This is a genomic window from Pseudomonas syringae group sp. J309-1 (genome assembly GCF_032582135.1).
Taxonomy (GTDB): domain Bacteria; phylum Pseudomonadota; class Gammaproteobacteria; order Pseudomonadales; family Pseudomonadaceae; genus Aquipseudomonas; species Aquipseudomonas quasicaspiana.
This window is the reverse complement of record NZ_JAWHNU010000025.1, coordinates 38,170-54,911: the sequence shown is the minus strand read 5'-3', so window position 1 is coordinate 54,911 and position 16,742 is coordinate 38,170. Positions and strand designations below refer to the sequence as shown.

The following is a 16,742-nucleotide window of genomic DNA, read 5'->3' as shown; positions in this document are numbered from 1 at the left end:
TCAACGCGTGACTGCGCTGATCCGGTCCGAAATCCACCGATGGCTGCGCGCAAGCACCCGTCCCGTTATCGCCGTAGGGAAGTGAATGAAGCCGTGCGCACAAACCGGCATCACGTGTACTTCCACTTCCGACGACTTCGCCCATCGTTCAGCCATCTGCACAGTGTCGTCCAGCAGCGGGTCCAGCTCACCGGCAAACATCAGCGCAGGCGGCATGCCCGTGAGGTCGCCGTACAAGGGCGATAACGGTGGTTGACGACGCTCTTCATCAGTTGCATCCGGCGTCAGCAGACGCAACGCATCGACCATGCCCGGGCCATGCAGCACCAGGGTTTCAGGACCGGCAGCGCGGACGCTTGGCGTTCCGGTCAGATCGTAAACGCCGTAATACAGGACCGTCCCGATCACTCGCCCAAGCAAATCTGGCCAGGCTTTGAGCCGTAAAAGTGTCGCCGCAGCCAGATGCCCGCCTGCCGATTCGCCGATAACGATCACGGGTAAACCGGCAAACTCCTCGCTGGCACCACTCAGTAACCAGCGCGCCGCAGAAAGACAGTCATCCATCAAACCTTCAACGGGCGTCGATACCGCGAGGCGATAGTCCACCGAGACCACGGCGACTTCGCATGCTTTCACTAAAGCAAGGTTAAGGTCGTCGTTCATTTGCGCATTGCCTATGACCCAGCCACCGCCGTGGATATCAAGCACCACGCCTTTTGCTTTGCCTTTGGGCCTCAATATCCGCACAGGGACCGAAATGCCATCGACACCGACTGAACGCTTTTCAGCCTGCTGTCCCTGCTTGGCCAGCTTGCCCGCGCCAGCGATTTGACCCGCTTTTAGCAGAGTCTGAATCACCTGAGGCGTGAAGCGATTGCGGATTCGAAAACGCGGTAGCCAGCCGAGCTTTTTGTTGAAGCGCTGCATTTCTGCGACTTCATGTTCGCTAAAGGACTGAAGCTCGTCGTGACTCAATGTGTGGTCTCCTGGCAAACAACGCATAGCCTTAGGGTTGAAACGCATACTTCTGTAGGAGCCAACTTGTTGGCGAGGCGGAATAAATGACTTTGCAGGGCCGACGTCTCGCCAACAAGTTGGCTCCTACAGGCCCCGTGTTTGCTGCACAGTAGCTTTCAGTAGAACGTCAGGTGGGGTGCGAGTTCTGATCGCCCGACATTCATTTCTGCCCAGTCGAACCGTCCTGCAACGCACCTTCCAGAAACGCGATAAACGCACGTACCTTCGCATTCAATGCCGACCGTTCTGTGACACACGCATAAATATCCATCGGCTCAGACTCGGCAGACACAGCATCGCGGTTGTCTGAGTCAAACAATGGCAGCAAACGACCGCTGTCGATAAGCGGTTGCGCGATAAAGCTGGCCAGCCGGGCAATGCCACCCCCGTTCAGGGCGATCTGCGTGAGCATGTCGATGTCATCGCAGATAAACCCGGGATTGACCTTCGCCTCGAAACGCTTGCCGTCGAGTATGAAATTCCACGGCAAAAAACGCCCGTCGGTGGGGTAACGAAACACCAGGCAGGCGTGCGTCTTCAGCTCGTAGGGCGAGACAGGTACGCCAGCCCGATCAAGGTAGGCAGGCGAAGCGCAGAACACGAATGGAAGCGATGCAATACGCCGCGCTACCAACTGATCGCTCAGTTGGGCCTCGATACGAACGCTGACGTCCACGCCCTCCAGACGATGATCGACGCGCCGGTCTGCACTGATCAACTCGATGTCAATGCGCGGGTAAGCCGCCTTGAAAGCGGGCATGAGCGGTGCCAACACATGACGCCCGAACGCCGCAGTAGTCGCGATGCGCAGCGGGCCTTGAGGATCAGTGGCGACAGCTGCGGCTTGCGAGGCAAGTTCGATATCGCGCGGGATGTGTCTCACCTTTTCGTAATAGCGCGTACCGCTTTCAGTCAGCGCCATCCTGCGCGTAGTACGCGAAAGCAGCCGTGTGCCGAGGTGTTTTTCCAGCCGACTGATGCTCTGACTTACCGCCGCCGCACTCATGCCCTGAGCACGAGCCGCCGCAGCAATGCTGCCCGCTTCTACCACGCGGATAAAGGTGTTGATCAGCCCCAGAATATCCATCGCGTTCCCGATGCCTTATTCGTTGATTTTACTTAACAGTGATTCAAGCATTACGCCGCTACCGGCATCCTCGACGGCTTGCTAGCTTGGCGGCTCTTTTGACAAACAACATTGACGAGGTTAGCCGATGCCTGCTGAAACCAATCAAAATACCTTACGTCTGCGCTTTCCCAAACGAGCGACGCCTTACATCTTTGCGCTCTACATGGCGACCATCATGGCGTTTCTGATGTGCCTGGTGATCACCCTGGCGGAGTTCGGCTTCGATGAACACTACATGAAGAATGTGATGAATGCGTATCGGGTGGCGATGCCATCCGCATTCATTTGCGTGCTCGTGGTCAGGCCAATGGTTGCCCGGCTGGTGGCGTGGACTGTTCATGGGCATTGATGAGGTTGCAGGATTACATCGATACCTGTGAGAGATTCCATGTAGGATCGCGCAGGCGGCGATCCGGCTTGCGATGTCCTTGTGGGACCGAATTCATTCGGGAAAGCGGCATATCAGACGATACGAAAGCGGCGAATTTACTGGCTCCTTCGCGAATGAATTCGCTCCCACGGAAATGTTATTTGCAAGCCAACATAGAATCTCTCACGGAGCCTGTTTCGCTTCATAACCGCAAGGTACAAAGGGAATCCGATGGGCTCAAGCGCCACGAAATGCTACAAACCCGACCATTTACCGACGCCCTTCAATCAACATTCGCATCGCCAGCCCCGCGAGTACTGTGCCCATCAGCCAGCGCTGTACGACCTGCCAGAAAGGCCTGCCCACAAAAAACGCAGCGATTGAGCCAGCCATAATGGCAATCGCCGCGTTGACGGTCACACTGATAAAAATCTGCGTAAAGCCCAGCACCAGCGATTGCATCAGTACGCTGCCGTGGTGGGCAGGATCAATGAACTGCGGCAACAACGACAAATACATCACCGCCACTTTAGGATTCAGAAGGTTAGTGATGAAACCCATCATGAACAGCTTGCGTGGGCCGTCCTTGGGCAGGTCCTTCACCTGGAAAGGAGAGCGCCCACCGGGCCGGACTGCCTGCCACGCCAGATACAGCAGATACAACGCCCCGCCGATTCGCAGGGCGTCGTAAGCATAAGGAACCGCCATCACCAACGCGGTGATACCCAACGCAGCGAGAACCATATAAACGACAAAGCCCAATGCTACGCCGCCCAGAGAAATCAACCCGGCCACCCGGCCCTGGCAGATCGAACGCGAAATCAGGTAAATCATATTCGGGCCGGGGGTCAACACCATGCCAAGTGAGATCAAGCCATAGGCAACCACGGTGGACAGTTCGGGCATGGTGTCGCTCCTTGAGAATGTTCGGAGCAAGATTAAGCCGCGAAAAGCAAAGATGTTAGACACAGATTCAAGAACAAAACGGCATACACAGACCCGTCACATGTATCCGGGAAGTCGGCAGCGACGACGTTATTTCAAGCAGAAGTATTCAGATCAGGGCTGAATTATTGATAACCTTTGCGCCCTGTTAACGAACCATTGCGAACAAGGAAAGCTCGTGTGATTACCTGCCACGTGAAGTACCAGATTGATCCGTACCAAATCCCTGCCTTTGAAATCTATTCCCGCTTATGGATACGGTTGGTAACGCGCTTGGGCGGCTTGCACCATGGCTACTTCCTGCCGGCAGAAGGTGCCAACAATATCGCCTGTTGCCTGTTCAGTTTCCCAAGTCTCTCGGACTACGAGCGCTATCGCAAAGAAGCCGAAACCGATGCTGAATGCATTGAAGCGGTGGCACTGGCGACAGAGAAAAAATTCATTGTCAGCTACGAACGTAGTTTCATGCGTCCCGTGCTTGATTGACCCCAACAAGACGGGCAATACAGCCTAAGGACACCGAATGCTCATTGTCTTCAGCGGTCTTCCCGGTACCGGTAAAACAACCATCGCCCGCGAACTCACCCGCCACATGCGTGCGGTTTACCTGCGAATAGATACGATTGAACAAGCGATCCGAAACTCCGGCGAACTTGCTCAGGATGTCGGTCGGTGCGGGTATATGGCTGCGAACGAACTCGCGCTGAGCAACCTGCAACTGGGCAGTTCGGTTATTGTTGATTGCGTTAACCCGGTCATGGAAAGCCGTAAAGCCTGGAACGAAATTGCCGCACGGGCTGGCGTCCAGTTAGTCGACATTCAGGTGGTTTGCTCGGACAAACGAGAGCACCAGCGTCGGGTTGAGAGCAGAAACAGTGATGTACCGGGGCTGACCCCGCCCACCTGGACGTCTGTGCTCAGTCATGAATACGAAGCGTGGAATAAAGCGCCGTTTACTGTAGACACTGCGTTGATGTCCCCAGTGGAGGCAATCGCAATCATCACCGGAAGATTTTTATCAGGCCTTAGCAATGAACCGGACAACAGCTAATCAACAGGCACTTCAATAAGGAATTTATAAATGCTGACAGGACAATGTCTGTGCGAAACCGTGGTTTTTTCCCTCAAGACAGAGCCGCTGTATTTCTACCGATGCCACTGCTCCCTTTGCCGCAAACAAACAGGCACCGGTTATAACTGCGCGACGATCGTTCCTGAATCCGGCTTCCAGTGGGAGGCGGGACAGTCTGAAATCAACACATGGCTCAAACCCAGCGGCTACCGGAATGATTTCTGCAAACACTGTGGCTCGACCGTTCCCAATGCCTTGCGTGGCAAACCATACATGTGGATACCCTTGGGTCTTCTGGATTCGCAAGTCCACGCCATGAAGTGTATCGGCGACTACTGCCTGAGCGACGCCATGCAATGGGATACGTTGAAGTCTGAAAGCACGTTTAATAAATCGCCGGAATCCTTGGAGTCGCTGCTTTCTGCTCTGCGTGTTGGATATTAATAATGTCCTTTACTGGAGAACTTTTAATGGAGAGCTTTCATGCCACCTGTTTTAGCTGCCGCCCAATGCGCCATTCAAGCAGGCGATATCAATGCAAACGTGAATCTGCACATCGAGTTTATGCAGTGCGCCAGTGAGCACGGAGTAAATCTTCTGGTTTTTCCCGAGCTGTCGCTCACGGGTTATGAACCCACTCTGGCCGAAGCGCTGACGCAAGATGTGAACAGTCCGGTTCTGCTCCCCTTGCGACAACTCGCGCGGGAAAACTCCATGACCACTGTCGTCGGTTTACCGCTGCGCATGCCAGGCCATGAAAAGCCATTGATCGCAGCCTTCATACTCCATGGCGACGGTTCGGTCACGGTCTATACCAAACAGCATTTACACCTTGGCGAAGAACAGTATTTCAGTGCCGGTAACGGCGGCGATTTGATAAACATCGCGGGCTCGCCCATCGCGCTGTCGGTGTGCGCTGATTTCAGCCATCCAGAACATCCGTCGGCAGCAGCCAGACAAGGCGCTCAGGTTTATGCCTCAAGCGTGCTGATCGGTGAAGCAGGTTATCCACGAGACAGTTCGCTGCTGCAAAGTTACTCCCGGCTCCACGAAATGGCCGTACTCATGGCCAATCATGGCGGGCCGACAGGTGGCTGGGCAGCGGCTGGGCGAAGCGCGTTCTGGGATGAAAAAGGTGTCTGCGTTGCTTCGACGTCTGGCGTGGGAAATCGCCTGCTGGTCGCTTCCAGGCAATTGCAGGGCTGGCAGGGCTTCGAAACTGCGGTCGAGTGTTCTGATTGAGTCTCTGCGCACCTTTGACGGCACATTTTCAGCCTGTAACACCCCGACGAATATAGTAATGATCAAACTCGCCGCTTTCCAAAAACTGAAACCCGTGGCGCGTGTAAAACCGGTTCGAGGCGCTCTCTTTAAGCGCCCCGACTTTAATCGGCAGCCCCAAAGCATCCGCCTCTTCGAATATCAGCGACAGAACCGCAGAGCCTAAGCCCAAACCTTGCGCGGCCAGCTTCAGGTACAGGTGATCAAGCACCAGTTCATCATCGTGCCGCTTGACCACGACAAAACCCACGCGCTCTCCAGCCAATTCGATATAGCGCGTATCCCGTGCATCAAAAGCGCTGGCAAAACGCTCGCGAGCACGCACCGGATCAAAGCGCCCTACCCGTTCAAGACTTTCGCGCATGGCTTCAATCCGGATGGCGACGAGATCATCGAGGTCAGTTTGTTGGGCGGGGGCCAGAGTTACGTTGGGATGGTGGTCAGTTGTAGCGAGCATCATTTGCACGCCTCTTTCATAAGGGGAGTTATATAAGATTTTCTAAGTCATCACGAACTGTTTGAGTGCTGCCATCATCGCGATCACCAATACCGCGAGCCCAATCGCGGACGTCCATTCGTCCTGAGGGGTTTGGGTAAACCAGGACCCTTTTACCGGGTACTTTCCCAGTGTAAAAATCTTCATAACTGGCCAGCCTATGGGATAGCAAATGGTACGAAAAAATAGCCCAGCCAATATTTCCATCATTATCGATGCGCCTTGAATGACTTAATCAACCTGCGATGGCGATGTGTGGGTTGATTATCAAACTCCGCCTCACTGCCATCCCGGCTTCGCATTCCACGGATAGCCGCGAACACCGTAGCGCCGTGTGTCAGCGTCATCAAGGTTTGCCTGATGACAGAAAGATATCCATGCACCACTCGTGGTGTCATCAAGCCCCGCCAGCCATTCGCTGACCTGGGCATCCAGCGCATCCGCATCGCCGTACATCATCCAGAGTTCAGTCAGATCGATCTGAACCGTTGAGCCGTGCAACTCGCTGGCAATGAACGCCTCCCACTCAGCCACACTGGTCGCGCTGTCAGCACCTAATGCCGCCTGAAGGTCCTGCCTTCTTGAGCTGTAAGTCTTCAGTGCTTTCTCGGTGGACGCAAAGCAAGTCAAAATCAGCTCGCTATCCAGCTCACCCGCATCGTTTTCGCAATGTACAAGAACGTTGACCAAGTCATCCGAATCGAACAACGCCAACCACAAAATTGGTAACTGATAACTGGCGGCCAGCAAACAGGCATCCTCCAGTTCTGCAGCCAGGGCGGGTTCGGATTGGCTGTGATTCATCAAGTAAACTCGATTTGCCATTTACAACTCCTTGACCAACGTCCGCAAATGGATTGGAAGTCTGTTCTATCATTCTGACGCGGTCAAACCAGCGCTCGCTTTATCCAGATAAAACAGTCGCAGCCCTGACCAAGGCTCAACCACAGGGATAGCCAATCTCTGCAGCGAACTCCCGGGCCTCGGCAAAATCCAGATCCGGATTGAGGGCCTTCACCAACTCCTCGGTCAACAGGCCGTGCTCGTAAATGCGTTGCACCGGCAAAAGTGGTAACTCAACTTCATAATACTCTTTGGCGAAAACGACATAAGAAGCTGCGGGTTCGCACAAGAGTGCGAATTTTGACGAGCCGTCATCAACCACATCCGACAGCGAATTTGCACACGCCACTTTATGCCAGCTTGAGTCCTCCGGGCGCCTCCAGTAGCAGTAGCTCACGCTATCCATGCTGAACGCGGGCTCATTCAGAAATGATTCAAAAGGCTGAGGAAGTTGAATCCTCGCGGCGGCTGCAAGGTCGTTATTGCAAGCATCTGATGCTTCGTGAGCAAACCCTTTTATCGCGGCACCGAACGCTCCGAAGAGCAGAAACCAATCGTCGCCCGATCCGTTGCGCATGGACGCCATCTCCTCACCACTACCCCAATGCGCATCGAAGCTGTAATACCTGTACTCCCAATCGGGTGAGACGATAGCTTCAAGCATCGCCAGTGCTTTAGCCTTTAGTCGAACAGTTGCGATGTCAGGAAGTAATACGGGGGCGAACGGAATACTGTTACGCACATTCAATTCCGGCAATTAAAAAGTTATAGGGTCGTTGGGATTGTAGCCATCATCGGAGCGGAGCGCGCTTGCCCGCGATTGCATCTGGTCAGGCTTTTGCTGACACACCGCATCGCGGGCAAGCGCGATCCTACAGAGCCCCGTTTGCTTCGCGACAGCGGTATGTCGTGGACACAAGGCACGGTCACCACCCCTAACCTTGAACCACACCAGCAGCCTGCAACGCCTGTATGTCCTCATCGCAATACCCTAACTCCCCAAGCAGTTCAGCGGAATGACTGCCAAGCTCGGGCACGTTGAGGCGTGTACCGAAACGTTGGCCATCCATTTCGAACGGTAACATCGGTACTTTCACGTCAGCACCATCAGGGGTCTTCAACGCCGCCATGCCGCCCGATGCATTCAGGTGATGATCCTCAAACAGGTCCTCCGGGCGCTGAATGGGCGAGAACGGTAAACCCGCCGCTTCGCAGCGCGCCATGACTTCGAGCTTGCTCATGCCGCCCAGCCACTCGCGTACACGCGGCAGGATGTCGTCACGCGCTTGTACCCGCTGGTTGTTCAGAGCCAGCGTCGGATCCACGGCCCACTCTTTGAAGCCGAAGGCCTTGCAGAAGCTTTGCCATTGGCCGTCGCTGACGACGCCGAGAAAAACCTGTTCATCGTCGGCGGTGGTGAACACGTCGTAAATCGCCCAGGCCGAGACCCTATTGGGCATCGGTGCAGCGGCCTTGCCCGTGACGACTTTCTGCATCATGTGCTGCGCAACGAGGAAGGCCGAGTTTTCGAACAGACCGGTCTGCACAAACTGCCCCAGGCCGGTGGAGTTGCGCTGATGCAGAGCAGCCAGAATTGAAATGGCGCTGAACATGCCGCCCATGACATCGTTCACGGAAGCCCCGGCCCGCAAAGGCCGACCGACTGGCCCGGTCATGTAGGCAAGCCCGGTCATCATCTGCACCACTTCATCGAGTGCCGGTCGTTGGTCGTAAGGTCCGGGCAAAAAACCTTTCATTGAGCTGTAGATGATCGACGGTTTGATTGCTTTGACCTGCTCGTATCCCAGCGCCAGTTTCTCCATGGCACCGGGACGAAAGTTTTCGGTGACGACGTCCGCACTGGCGATGAGCTTACGAACGGCCGACATCCCCTCTTCGGTTTTCATGTCGACGGCAAAGCTTTTTTTGTTGCGGTTGTAGGTCATCCAGTAACCGGCGCCAGAGCCACGCAAGCGCCGCGTATTGTCCCCCGATGGCGCCGGTTCAACCTTGATCACCTCTGCGCCGAGGTCAGCGAGGACCAGTCCGCAGGTTGGCCCCATGACCATGTGTACGAACTCGATCACACGAATACCTGCGAGCGGCAGCGCCTTTTCAGTCGTCGGTTGCATGTTCATTGACCCTTGCTTGCATAATGAAAATTCTTGCCAACACCGGCGTCAGGAATGAACCCGTAAAGCGGCTCACCGGGCAGCCCTTTATGCAGCCACTCGCGCGCAGCAACCAGACGATCGATGTCGACGCCAGTGCGCAGGCCCATGGATTCGAGCAGGTAAACCAGGTCTTCAGTGACGATGTTCCCCGATGCGCCTGGCGCGTAAGGGCAACCGCCCAATCCGCCTTGAGAGGCGTCAATCGTGGTCACGCCGACATCAAGCGCGGCCACAACATTGGCCAGTCCCTGCCCTCGGGTGTTGTGAAAATGGGCACTGCCCGCGACCGGCCCCAGCTCGTTGCGCAAACGGGTGAACAACTGGCGAACCTGGGTCGGGTTGGCATAGCCCACCGTGTCGGCCAGCCCCACCTCATCTACCCCAAGTCCGGCCATGGTCACGGCCATACGAATGACGTCATCGGCGGGGACTACGCCTTGCAAGGTGCAGCCAAATACAGTCGAAAGACCCGCCTCGATCAATATGTGCGGGTACTGCTGATCGCGTAGCGCAACGACAGTGCGGACTTCTTCAATAACCTGCGCATGGGTCTTGCGAATGTTTGCCAGAGAGTGGGGTTCACTGACCGAAATCGGCAGGGTGATCTTTTGCACCCCAGCGTCGAATGCGGCCTGCGCGCCTTTCAGATTGGGCACCAGAGCGGTGACGAATAATCCCGGCAAGGTTCGCGCATGAGCGACCAACTGTGCGGCGTCGGCCATCTGTGGCAGCAGTTTGGGCGATACGAACGAACCGATTTCGATTTCACGTAAACCGGACGCCGCGAGTGCCGTGAGCCACTCGATCTTGAGCGCGGTCGGCATGCTTGCCTTGACGCTTTGCAGCCCGTCACGAGGGCCGACCTCGCTGATCAAAATGTCGATGTCGTGATTGTTGTACATGAACATGACCTCGGATGCAGGCCATCGGCACAGGGCCGATGGCCAATGCTTTAGTGCAGGATGGAAAGCGCGCCGATCAGCAGCGACATCACAAACATGACGCCCACGGTGCCCACCGACCATTTGAAGGAAATACGCTGGTTGTTCGCGTAATCGACATCCAGCAAACCGCACAGCAGGTAAGTCGATGCAACCAGAGGGCTCAACACATGCACCGGTTGCCCGATCAACCCGGCGACAGCCATTTCCATAGGCCCGATGCCGTAATGGCTGGCGGTCTCGGCGAGGATCGGCAGGATGCCGAAGTAAAACGCATCGTTAGTCAGTACGTAGGTGCCCGGCATACTGATGAACGCAGTAATCAACGACATGTACTGCCCGGCCCACTGCGGGATGACGTAGATCAGGCTTTCTGAGATGGCCTTGATCATGCCGGTGCCAGTCATGATGCCGACGAAGATCCCGGCGGCGAAAATCAGTAGCGAGACCAGCATCACATTGCCGGCATGGCGCGAGATCAGGGCTTTCTGGTCTTCGATTTTCGGGAAATTGACCACCGCGCCTATACCGAAGGCCAGCATGAACAGAATCGGCAGCGGCAATACGCTCATGACCATGCAGGTAATCAGGGCAATCGTCAGCACAGCGTTGAATGCGAAGCGCCAGTCGCCGGGTGCGGACTCTTTGAAGTGATCCATGCCCTCGCCTTCGCGTAACTCGATCACACCTAAACGACGCTTCTCCATGCGCCCGAGCAGAAACGCAACAAACACAACCCATGCCACGGCCGCCAGCATCATCGGCAGCATTTCCATGAACAGGTCGGCGACGTCCACGTGCATGGCGCTGGCGGCGCGCGAAAAGGGCCCGGCCCAAGGCAGCATGTTCATCACGCCGTTGCTGAGCAGCAACACCGTCGCCATGACTTGCAGGCGAATCCCGGTGCGCCGGTAAAGCGGCAACAGCGCGGCCGTGGTGATGATGTAAGTGGTCGCACCGTCGCCGTCCAGGCCGACGCAAATCCCCAGAATGGCGCTGCCGATCACGATTTTCTGCGGGTCGCCCTGCACCACTTTCAGGATCAGTTTGACCAGCGGGTTGAATAGCCCGGCGTCGGTCATCATCGAAAAGTACAGGATCGCAAAGGTCAGCATGATGCCGGTGGGGGCAAGCATCTTCACCCCGTCGATCATCATCGGGCCAAGGCCCGCAGCGAACCCGCCGATACAGGCGAATACCACCGGCACCAGCATCAATGCCACCAACGGCGAAAGACGGCGGCTCATGACCAGGTACATGAAGCAAATGATCATCGTATAGCTGAGGATCGTCAGCATGGGTTCCCTCTTTTTTTTAGTTTTATATGGGTGACTTTTTTACAGATGCGAAGCGCCAGCTATAAGCATGGATCGCCCGTGCAGGGGTTTAACGAGAGTCAGTGAAAGGTGCTCAGACCGGCAGGCCTTTGGCGCGCAGCAGTGCGTCGAAGCGTTCCGGATCGGCAGTGCCAAGGCGATTGGTTTCGCGAATGGCCGCCTCCCGCTCAAGGTGCGCGAGGGCCTTCGGCAGCAGTGCCGCGACATCCGCCTGCGGCACCGCCAGCACGCCGTCTGCATCACCCAGCATCAAGTCGCCGGGCATCACGCAAAGTCCGGCGCAGGCAATCGGCACGTTGATTTCGCCGGGGCCATCCTTGCTCGGGCCACGATGGGTATGCCCTGCTGCAAACACTGGCAGGATGCCTTCGGCCAGCTCCTCAAGATCACGGACCGCCCCGTCGATCACAATGCCGCCGAGCTTTACTCGCAATGCCGTGGTTCGGACCAGGCCACCAATCACCGCCTGGCTGATATCGCCCGCACCGTCGATAACCAATACATCACCGGGCTGCACCATCATCAGCGCCTTGTGCACCATCAGGTTGTCGCCGGGGCGAACCCGCAGAGTGAAGGCCGGGCCACACAACTTGAGCGACAGATCGCCGTGATAAACGTGCAGGCCTCTGGCGCCGATGCCGCGCCCCAGGCAATCGCCCGCCACCGCCACAGGAATGTTCCGGAAGGCTTCGATCAGTTCAACATTGAGGTCGCCGTTACGCGGATTGATGCGGTAGCCGGTTGGCCAGTCATTGAGAGCAGAAGCGGTCATGGTGAATCTCCAGTCATAGGGAAAGCAGATCAGCGTTGACGCATGAAGTACGCGGCACAGGCTTGCCGTCGAGAAAGCCCAGAACGTTGGTGGCAGCGTCTCGGGCCATTGCAGCCAGTGCAGCCGGGGTCGATCCGCCGACATGAGGAGTCAGCACAACGTTATCCAGATGCAATAAGGGACTGTTGGACGGCAGAGGTTCGATGGCCATAGTGTCCAGACCTGCTGCATACAATTGACCGCTGCGCAGCGCATCAACCAGCGCGGCTTCGTCTACGACTTCACCGCGAGCGGTGTTGATCAGAACCGCGCCTACGGGCAGCATTGCCAACTCGGCGGCGCCAATGAGGTTGGCGGTCTGTGCAGTGAGCGGCACGTGCAGGCTCAGGACATGGCTTTCACTGAGCAATGCTGCCAGCGAGTCCACGGCCACAGCGCCCTGCAGATCGCTGTCGTCTTTGAGAAACGGATCGTAGACCCGCACCGGCATACCGAGGGCCTGACAGACCGTCGCGACTTTGCGCGCCACCTGACCAAAACCCACGAGGCCCAGCGTGCGCCCACTCAACTCCAGCCCGTCCTGCGCACGGGACCAGCGACCGGCGCGGATCTCGCTGTCCATCCAGCTGACTTTGCGTGCCGCGGCGAACATCAAGCCCAGGGTCATTTCACACACCGACTGCGCGTTGGCACCGGGCGTGACGTAAACCGGAATGCCGCGGGCACTGGCCGCAGCAACGTGGATATTGCTGACGCCAACGCCGTGTTTGGAGATGACTTTCAGGGTCGGACACGCGGCAATCGCCTGCTCGCTCAGCTCGAAGGTCCGGGAGATCACCGCATCGATCGGTTCGCTGGCCATCAACCGCTCGATGTCAGCGACCTCATGCCCGGCGCGAACAAACAACACCCGGCAGCCACGCTGCGTAAGAATGTCCAGTCCAGCTGGAGCCAGGCGCTCGGCGGTGACAAGAATTGTGTAAGTCATACAGGACGCCTTGTTTTCATTATTGGCATCGGTTCAGACATCGACGGGCGATACCTACCGCTATGGCATCCATGGTTAACTTTTTCTTCGTATAAATCTATTTCCGCTTTTTTATTCAACTATGAATTTAATTGATGCAATTACCCGCATTTCGCCCTTGCTGGGGCATTGAGTAACACCTTTGTCCCTGACACATCGCTGTCGAGCAGCAAACACTATCCCTGTAGGAGCGCACGAGCACCGCGAGGCCGCGATAGCGGTGCATCAGACAGACTGCCATCGCTGCCTCGCGGTGCTCGTGAGCTCCTACAGAAAGGAATTCCAGATCAGGTCGTTGCATTTTTGTTTGATAGAAGCCGCCACGGCATCCCTGACACCACGCTTTAACGCAGCAAACATGGACCTGTAGGAGCGCGCTTGCCCGCGATTCGATCTATCGGCCGATGGATATATCGTCTGAGCTGACGCAATCGCGGGCAAGTTGAAGCGCCGCCCCGGTCGTTCCTGCAGAAAAAGCTTTTAATTGAGGTCAAGTCAGATCGGAGTGATCAGTGAAAAGGCCCGAGCCTTCGCGCTTGAGCAGATCGACGACGTACGCAGTGGGCGGCGAGACATAGGCTTCGCGGCGCATGACCAGACCGAAGCTGCGCTTCATAGTGGTTTCCGGCAATTGCACCTCACGCAAGGTAGCGCCAATTTTGCCCACGCCGAGGTTGTGCCTGGAAATGAAGCTCAACAGCGGCGTGTGAGCAATCAGTCGCGGCATCATGTTGATGGAGTTGGTCTGTATCTGAATCTGCGGCGTGTCCAGTTGGTGGTTGAAAAAAGCATTGTCCAGCCAGCGCCGGGTCGCCACCGTGGGTGCTGCCAGCACCCACCGCCAGTCACACAACCCCGCCATGCTGATTGGCCCCTCGAACAACACATGGTCCGCACTGGCGACCACAACCACTTCATCCTGCAACAGGGCAAACGTTTCGAATTGCGAAACATCGACCGCTGACAGCGGGCAGATCAGCAGATCCAGTTGCCCGGTCCGCAACGAATTGAGCAGGATATCGTTCTGGCCGGTGACCAGCTCCAACGTCAGGTCCGGGGCTGTCTCCAGCAGTAACGACACCAGACTTGGCAGCAGGTATTCGGCGGCTGTAGGTCCACAGCCGAGGCGAACATTTCCCACCGTGCCTTTGGCGAAGTCCTGAATTTCCCGACGGGTTTCCTGCACGCCCTGACGCAAAAGCCGGGCACGCATCAGCAGCAGTTCACCGGCAGGAGTGAGGCGCATGCGCCGCCCTTCACGAAAAAACAAAGCGGTACCTAGGGTCTCTTCCAGTCGCTGAATGCTTTTTGAAAGCGCAGGCTGGGTGCGATGCAGCTTTTCACCTGCGCGCCCCAGATTGCCCAGATCAGCAATGGTTTCGAAGTAATAAAGGTCGCGTAAATCCATTCCTACACATCCACATGACGTTGGTTATTGCATTGCTGCAATTGCACATCACGTCATGATGGCCGGTGTTCAGTTGCGATACGAGAGGAATGTTCAGGTAATGCCTTCGGAGGCCCGGAGCGCTCATTAAAAATTTTCAGAGCCCCAGGATTCGGAATGTTGGCGGGCTGGCCTGCCAACCAAAAGCCGGCAATCAATGCAGCCTTTGCCAGATCATCAAGACTGTAGGGCTTACTTAAAACGCCGATTGACTCAGCTCCCCGCTCGCGGGCGGCGACAATCTGTCCCGTCACAAAGAGAGAAAAAATGCCGTACTGATCACGTAAAACATTCGCGACCTTGATGCCTTCTTCGTTCCCGGAGAGGTTGATATCAACAAACGCAATGTCTACCTGGAAATCCCTGGCAAGCCGCAATGCTTCGGCTTCGTCATAAGCGGGCCCAATAATCTCATGACCTTCCTCTTCAAGAGCATCAGCGTTCAGCAACGCCAGTATGGGGTCATCCTCGACAATCAAAATCCGCATGGTTTTCCTGAATACGTTAACAGGTGAATTGAAATACACCTCGTTAACTAAGTGACTCCCGTGACACCGGACAGTTTCATTCACTATCGCGGGTATCGACGAACTGACTCAGGAGTGTTGGCAGGAGCCTTTGACAGGCTGGCATGTTTGTATGTCAGGCAACGGCGGACCTGGAGACTTAATGCGGAGGGATATAAGGCGGAGGGTAAATTATTATTCACGCTAAAACGGCAAAAACATCCAAATGCATACCCTCGTATGCAACTAACATTCAAAAACTTAGTTTTGTCGGAATACAGAGGTAAGGGTTGAAACCTGGCGTAATCGCGAGTTCAACCGAATATGGCAGAGACAGTTAAGGATGGCGTCCGTCTGGTCACAATGAATGTGCAGGCGGACGCCATATTGGCTGACCGGTTTTACTGCTGCTTCAGCTTGCGCGTGAGAAATTCGCGGATATACCCGGCCACTTCTGGCGCATGGGTTTCAAGTGCGAAGTGACCCGCGTCCAGCAAATGCACTTCTGCATCCGGAATATCCTTGCGGTAAGCCTCTGCGCCCGGCGGGATGAACGCCGGATCGTGCTTGCCCCAAACGGCCAGCAACGGCGGCTGGTATTTGCGCAAGTACGCCTGAAACGCCGGATAAGCCGCCACGTTGGTGCGGTAGTCGAGAATCAGGTCCAGCTGGATCTCCTCTGCACCTGGCCGAGCCATATACAGGATGTCGAGGTTGTAGCCGTCCGGTGAAAGCTTCTGCGGATCAGATCCTGTTCCGTATTGCCATTCACGAGTCGTCTCCGGCGACAACGAAGCGCGACAGGCCTCGCGATTGGAGGCCGAAGGATCACGCCAGTAAGCTTGCCACGGCCCCCATTGATCACTAAAGCCCTCAAGATAGGCATTGCCGTTCTGGCTGATGATCGCGGTCACCTTTTCCGGATTTGCCGCGGCAAGACGCAAGCCGGTTGGCGCGCCGTAATCGAATATGTACAGCGCGTACTTCTTCAGACCCAAGGCTTCGGTAAAACCCTCGATCACTTTGTAGAGGTTTTCAAAGCTGTAATCGAATTGCCCCCGCGGCGGCGCTTTGGTGTTACCGAAACCTGGCAAATCCGGTGCGATAAGGCGGTACTGGCTTGCCAGCAGAGGCATCAGATCACGGAACATGTGGCTGGCGCTCGGGAAGCCGTGCAACAGCAGAAGTACCGGGGCGTCCTTTCGGCCGACTTCGCGATAGAAAACTTCTACCTCGCCGACCTTCTGAGTGTGAAACGTAACGCGAGACGCATCGTCGAGTGCCATAACGGTTTTCCTGCTTGCAGTTGAGCTGGAGGATGAAGGGGCAGCGCTCACGAATGAAGCGCCCAGCGCAGCGGCAGCGCCGACAGCAGATGCCTGTAA

19 protein-coding genes are annotated in these 16,742 nt (G+C 56.1%); 5 read left to right on the top strand and 14 right to left on the bottom strand.

The window, feature by feature from the left end; translation table 11 throughout:
* Together RX972_RS15210 and RX972_RS15205 are read right to left on the bottom strand one after the other, a co-directional pair.
* On the bottom strand, positions 1–927 hold the full coding sequence (locus tag RX972_RS15210; RefSeq protein ID WP_316876670.1) for an alpha/beta hydrolase: 927 nt from the start codon (positions 925–927) through the stop codon (positions 1–3).
* Positions 928–1,177: 250 nt separating this feature from the next.
* The gene (locus RX972_RS15205) at positions 1,178–2,104 is read right to left on the bottom strand and encodes a LysR family transcriptional regulator (RefSeq protein WP_316876604.1); all 927 of its coding nucleotides are present in this window, start codon (positions 2,102–2,104) and stop codon (positions 1,178–1,180) included.
* 127 nt (positions 2,105–2,231) lie between these two features.
* Here RX972_RS15205 and RX972_RS15200 point away from each other — a divergent pair, with 127 nt between their 5' ends.
* Positions 2,232–2,495, top strand: a complete 264-nt coding sequence (locus RX972_RS15200; RefSeq protein WP_027901925.1) for a DUF2798 domain-containing protein — start codon at positions 2,232–2,234, stop codon at positions 2,493–2,495.
* A 291-nt stretch (positions 2,496–2,786) separates the two neighbouring features.
* On the opposite strand, the gene RX972_RS15195 is transcribed toward RX972_RS15200, so the two are convergent.
* Positions 2,787–3,422 carry a LysE family translocator gene (locus tag RX972_RS15195; RefSeq protein WP_316876602.1) on the bottom strand — a complete coding sequence of 212 codons (636 nt, stop codon included), beginning with the start codon at positions 3,420–3,422 and terminating at the stop codon, positions 2,787–2,789.
* A gap of 219 nt (positions 3,423–3,641) precedes the next feature.
* On the opposite strand from RX972_RS15195, the gene RX972_RS15190 reads away from it, so the two are divergent.
* Genes RX972_RS15190 through RX972_RS15175 form a run of 4 tightly spaced genes read left to right on the top strand, consistent with a single transcriptional unit; the run spans position 3,642 to position 5,775 of the window.
* Entirely contained in the window at positions 3,642–3,947 is a 306-nt protein-coding gene (locus tag RX972_RS15190) for an NIPSNAP family protein (protein WP_099269707.1), read from the top strand.
* A 37-nt stretch (positions 3,948–3,984) separates the two neighbouring features.
* Entirely contained in the window at positions 3,985–4,512 is a 528-nt protein-coding gene (locus tag RX972_RS15185; RefSeq protein WP_316876599.1) for an AAA family ATPase, read from the top strand.
* 30 nt (positions 4,513–4,542) lie between these two features.
* Positions 4,543–4,977, top strand: a complete 435-nt coding sequence (locus tag RX972_RS15180; RefSeq protein WP_316876597.1) for a GFA family protein — start codon at positions 4,543–4,545, stop codon at positions 4,975–4,977.
* Between the two features lie 39 nt (positions 4,978–5,016).
* Positions 5,017–5,775 (top strand): carbon-nitrogen hydrolase family protein, encoded by a 759-nt coding sequence (locus tag RX972_RS15175; RefSeq protein ID WP_316876595.1) that lies wholly within the window; start codon positions 5,017–5,019, stop codon positions 5,773–5,775.
* A gap of 28 nt (positions 5,776–5,803) precedes the next feature.
* On the opposite strand, the gene RX972_RS15170 is transcribed toward RX972_RS15175, so the two are convergent.
* The 11 genes from RX972_RS15170 to RX972_RS15115 form a co-directional block, all read right to left on the bottom strand.
* Positions 5,804–6,274, bottom strand: coding sequence for a GNAT family N-acetyltransferase (locus RX972_RS15170; RefSeq protein WP_410478235.1), 471 nt, complete (start codon positions 6,272–6,274; stop codon positions 5,804–5,806).
* Between the two features lie 315 nt (positions 6,275–6,589).
* Positions 6,590–7,135, bottom strand: coding sequence for a hypothetical protein (locus tag RX972_RS15160; RefSeq protein ID WP_316876592.1), 546 nt, complete (start codon positions 7,133–7,135; stop codon positions 6,590–6,592).
* A 115-nt stretch (positions 7,136–7,250) separates the two neighbouring features.
* Entirely contained in the window at positions 7,251–7,895 is a 645-nt protein-coding gene (locus RX972_RS15155) for a hypothetical protein (RefSeq protein WP_316876590.1), read from the bottom strand.
* A gap of 193 nt (positions 7,896–8,088) precedes the next feature.
* On the bottom strand, positions 8,089–9,285 hold the full coding sequence (locus RX972_RS15150; RefSeq protein WP_316876588.1) for a CaiB/BaiF CoA-transferase family protein: 1,197 nt from the start codon (positions 9,283–9,285) through the stop codon (positions 8,089–8,091).
* Positions 9,286–9,287: 2 nt separating this feature from the next.
* Positions 9,288–10,229: a hydroxymethylglutaryl-CoA lyase gene (locus RX972_RS15145; protein WP_316876586.1), complete on the bottom strand. Its 942-nt coding sequence runs from the start codon at positions 10,227–10,229 to the stop codon at positions 9,288–9,290.
* A 50-nt stretch (positions 10,230–10,279) separates the two neighbouring features.
* Positions 10,280–11,566, bottom strand: a complete 1,287-nt coding sequence (locus RX972_RS15140) for a CitMHS family transporter (protein WP_255876809.1) — start codon at positions 11,564–11,566, stop codon at positions 10,280–10,282.
* 112 nt (positions 11,567–11,678) lie between these two features.
* Positions 11,679–12,377, bottom strand: a complete 699-nt coding sequence (locus RX972_RS15135) for an RraA family protein (protein ID WP_027898037.1) — start codon at positions 12,375–12,377, stop codon at positions 11,679–11,681.
* 13 nt (positions 12,378–12,390) lie between these two features.
* Positions 12,391–13,365, bottom strand: coding sequence for a hydroxyacid dehydrogenase (locus tag RX972_RS15130; RefSeq protein ID WP_316876582.1), 975 nt, complete (start codon positions 13,363–13,365; stop codon positions 12,391–12,393).
* A gap of 529 nt (positions 13,366–13,894) precedes the next feature.
* Complete coding sequence (locus tag RX972_RS15125; protein ID WP_099269699.1) at positions 13,895–14,812, bottom strand: LysR family transcriptional regulator; 918 nt, start codon at positions 14,810–14,812, stop codon at positions 13,895–13,897.
* 53 nt (positions 14,813–14,865) lie between these two features.
* The gene (locus tag RX972_RS15120) at positions 14,866–15,339 is read right to left on the bottom strand and encodes a response regulator (protein ID WP_122707169.1); all 474 of its coding nucleotides are present in this window, start codon (positions 15,337–15,339) and stop codon (positions 14,866–14,868) included.
* A 419-nt stretch (positions 15,340–15,758) separates the two neighbouring features.
* Entirely contained in the window at positions 15,759–16,643 is an 885-nt protein-coding gene (locus RX972_RS15115; protein ID WP_231667196.1) for an alpha/beta fold hydrolase, read from the bottom strand.
* Positions 16,644–16,742: the final 99 nt, after the last annotated feature.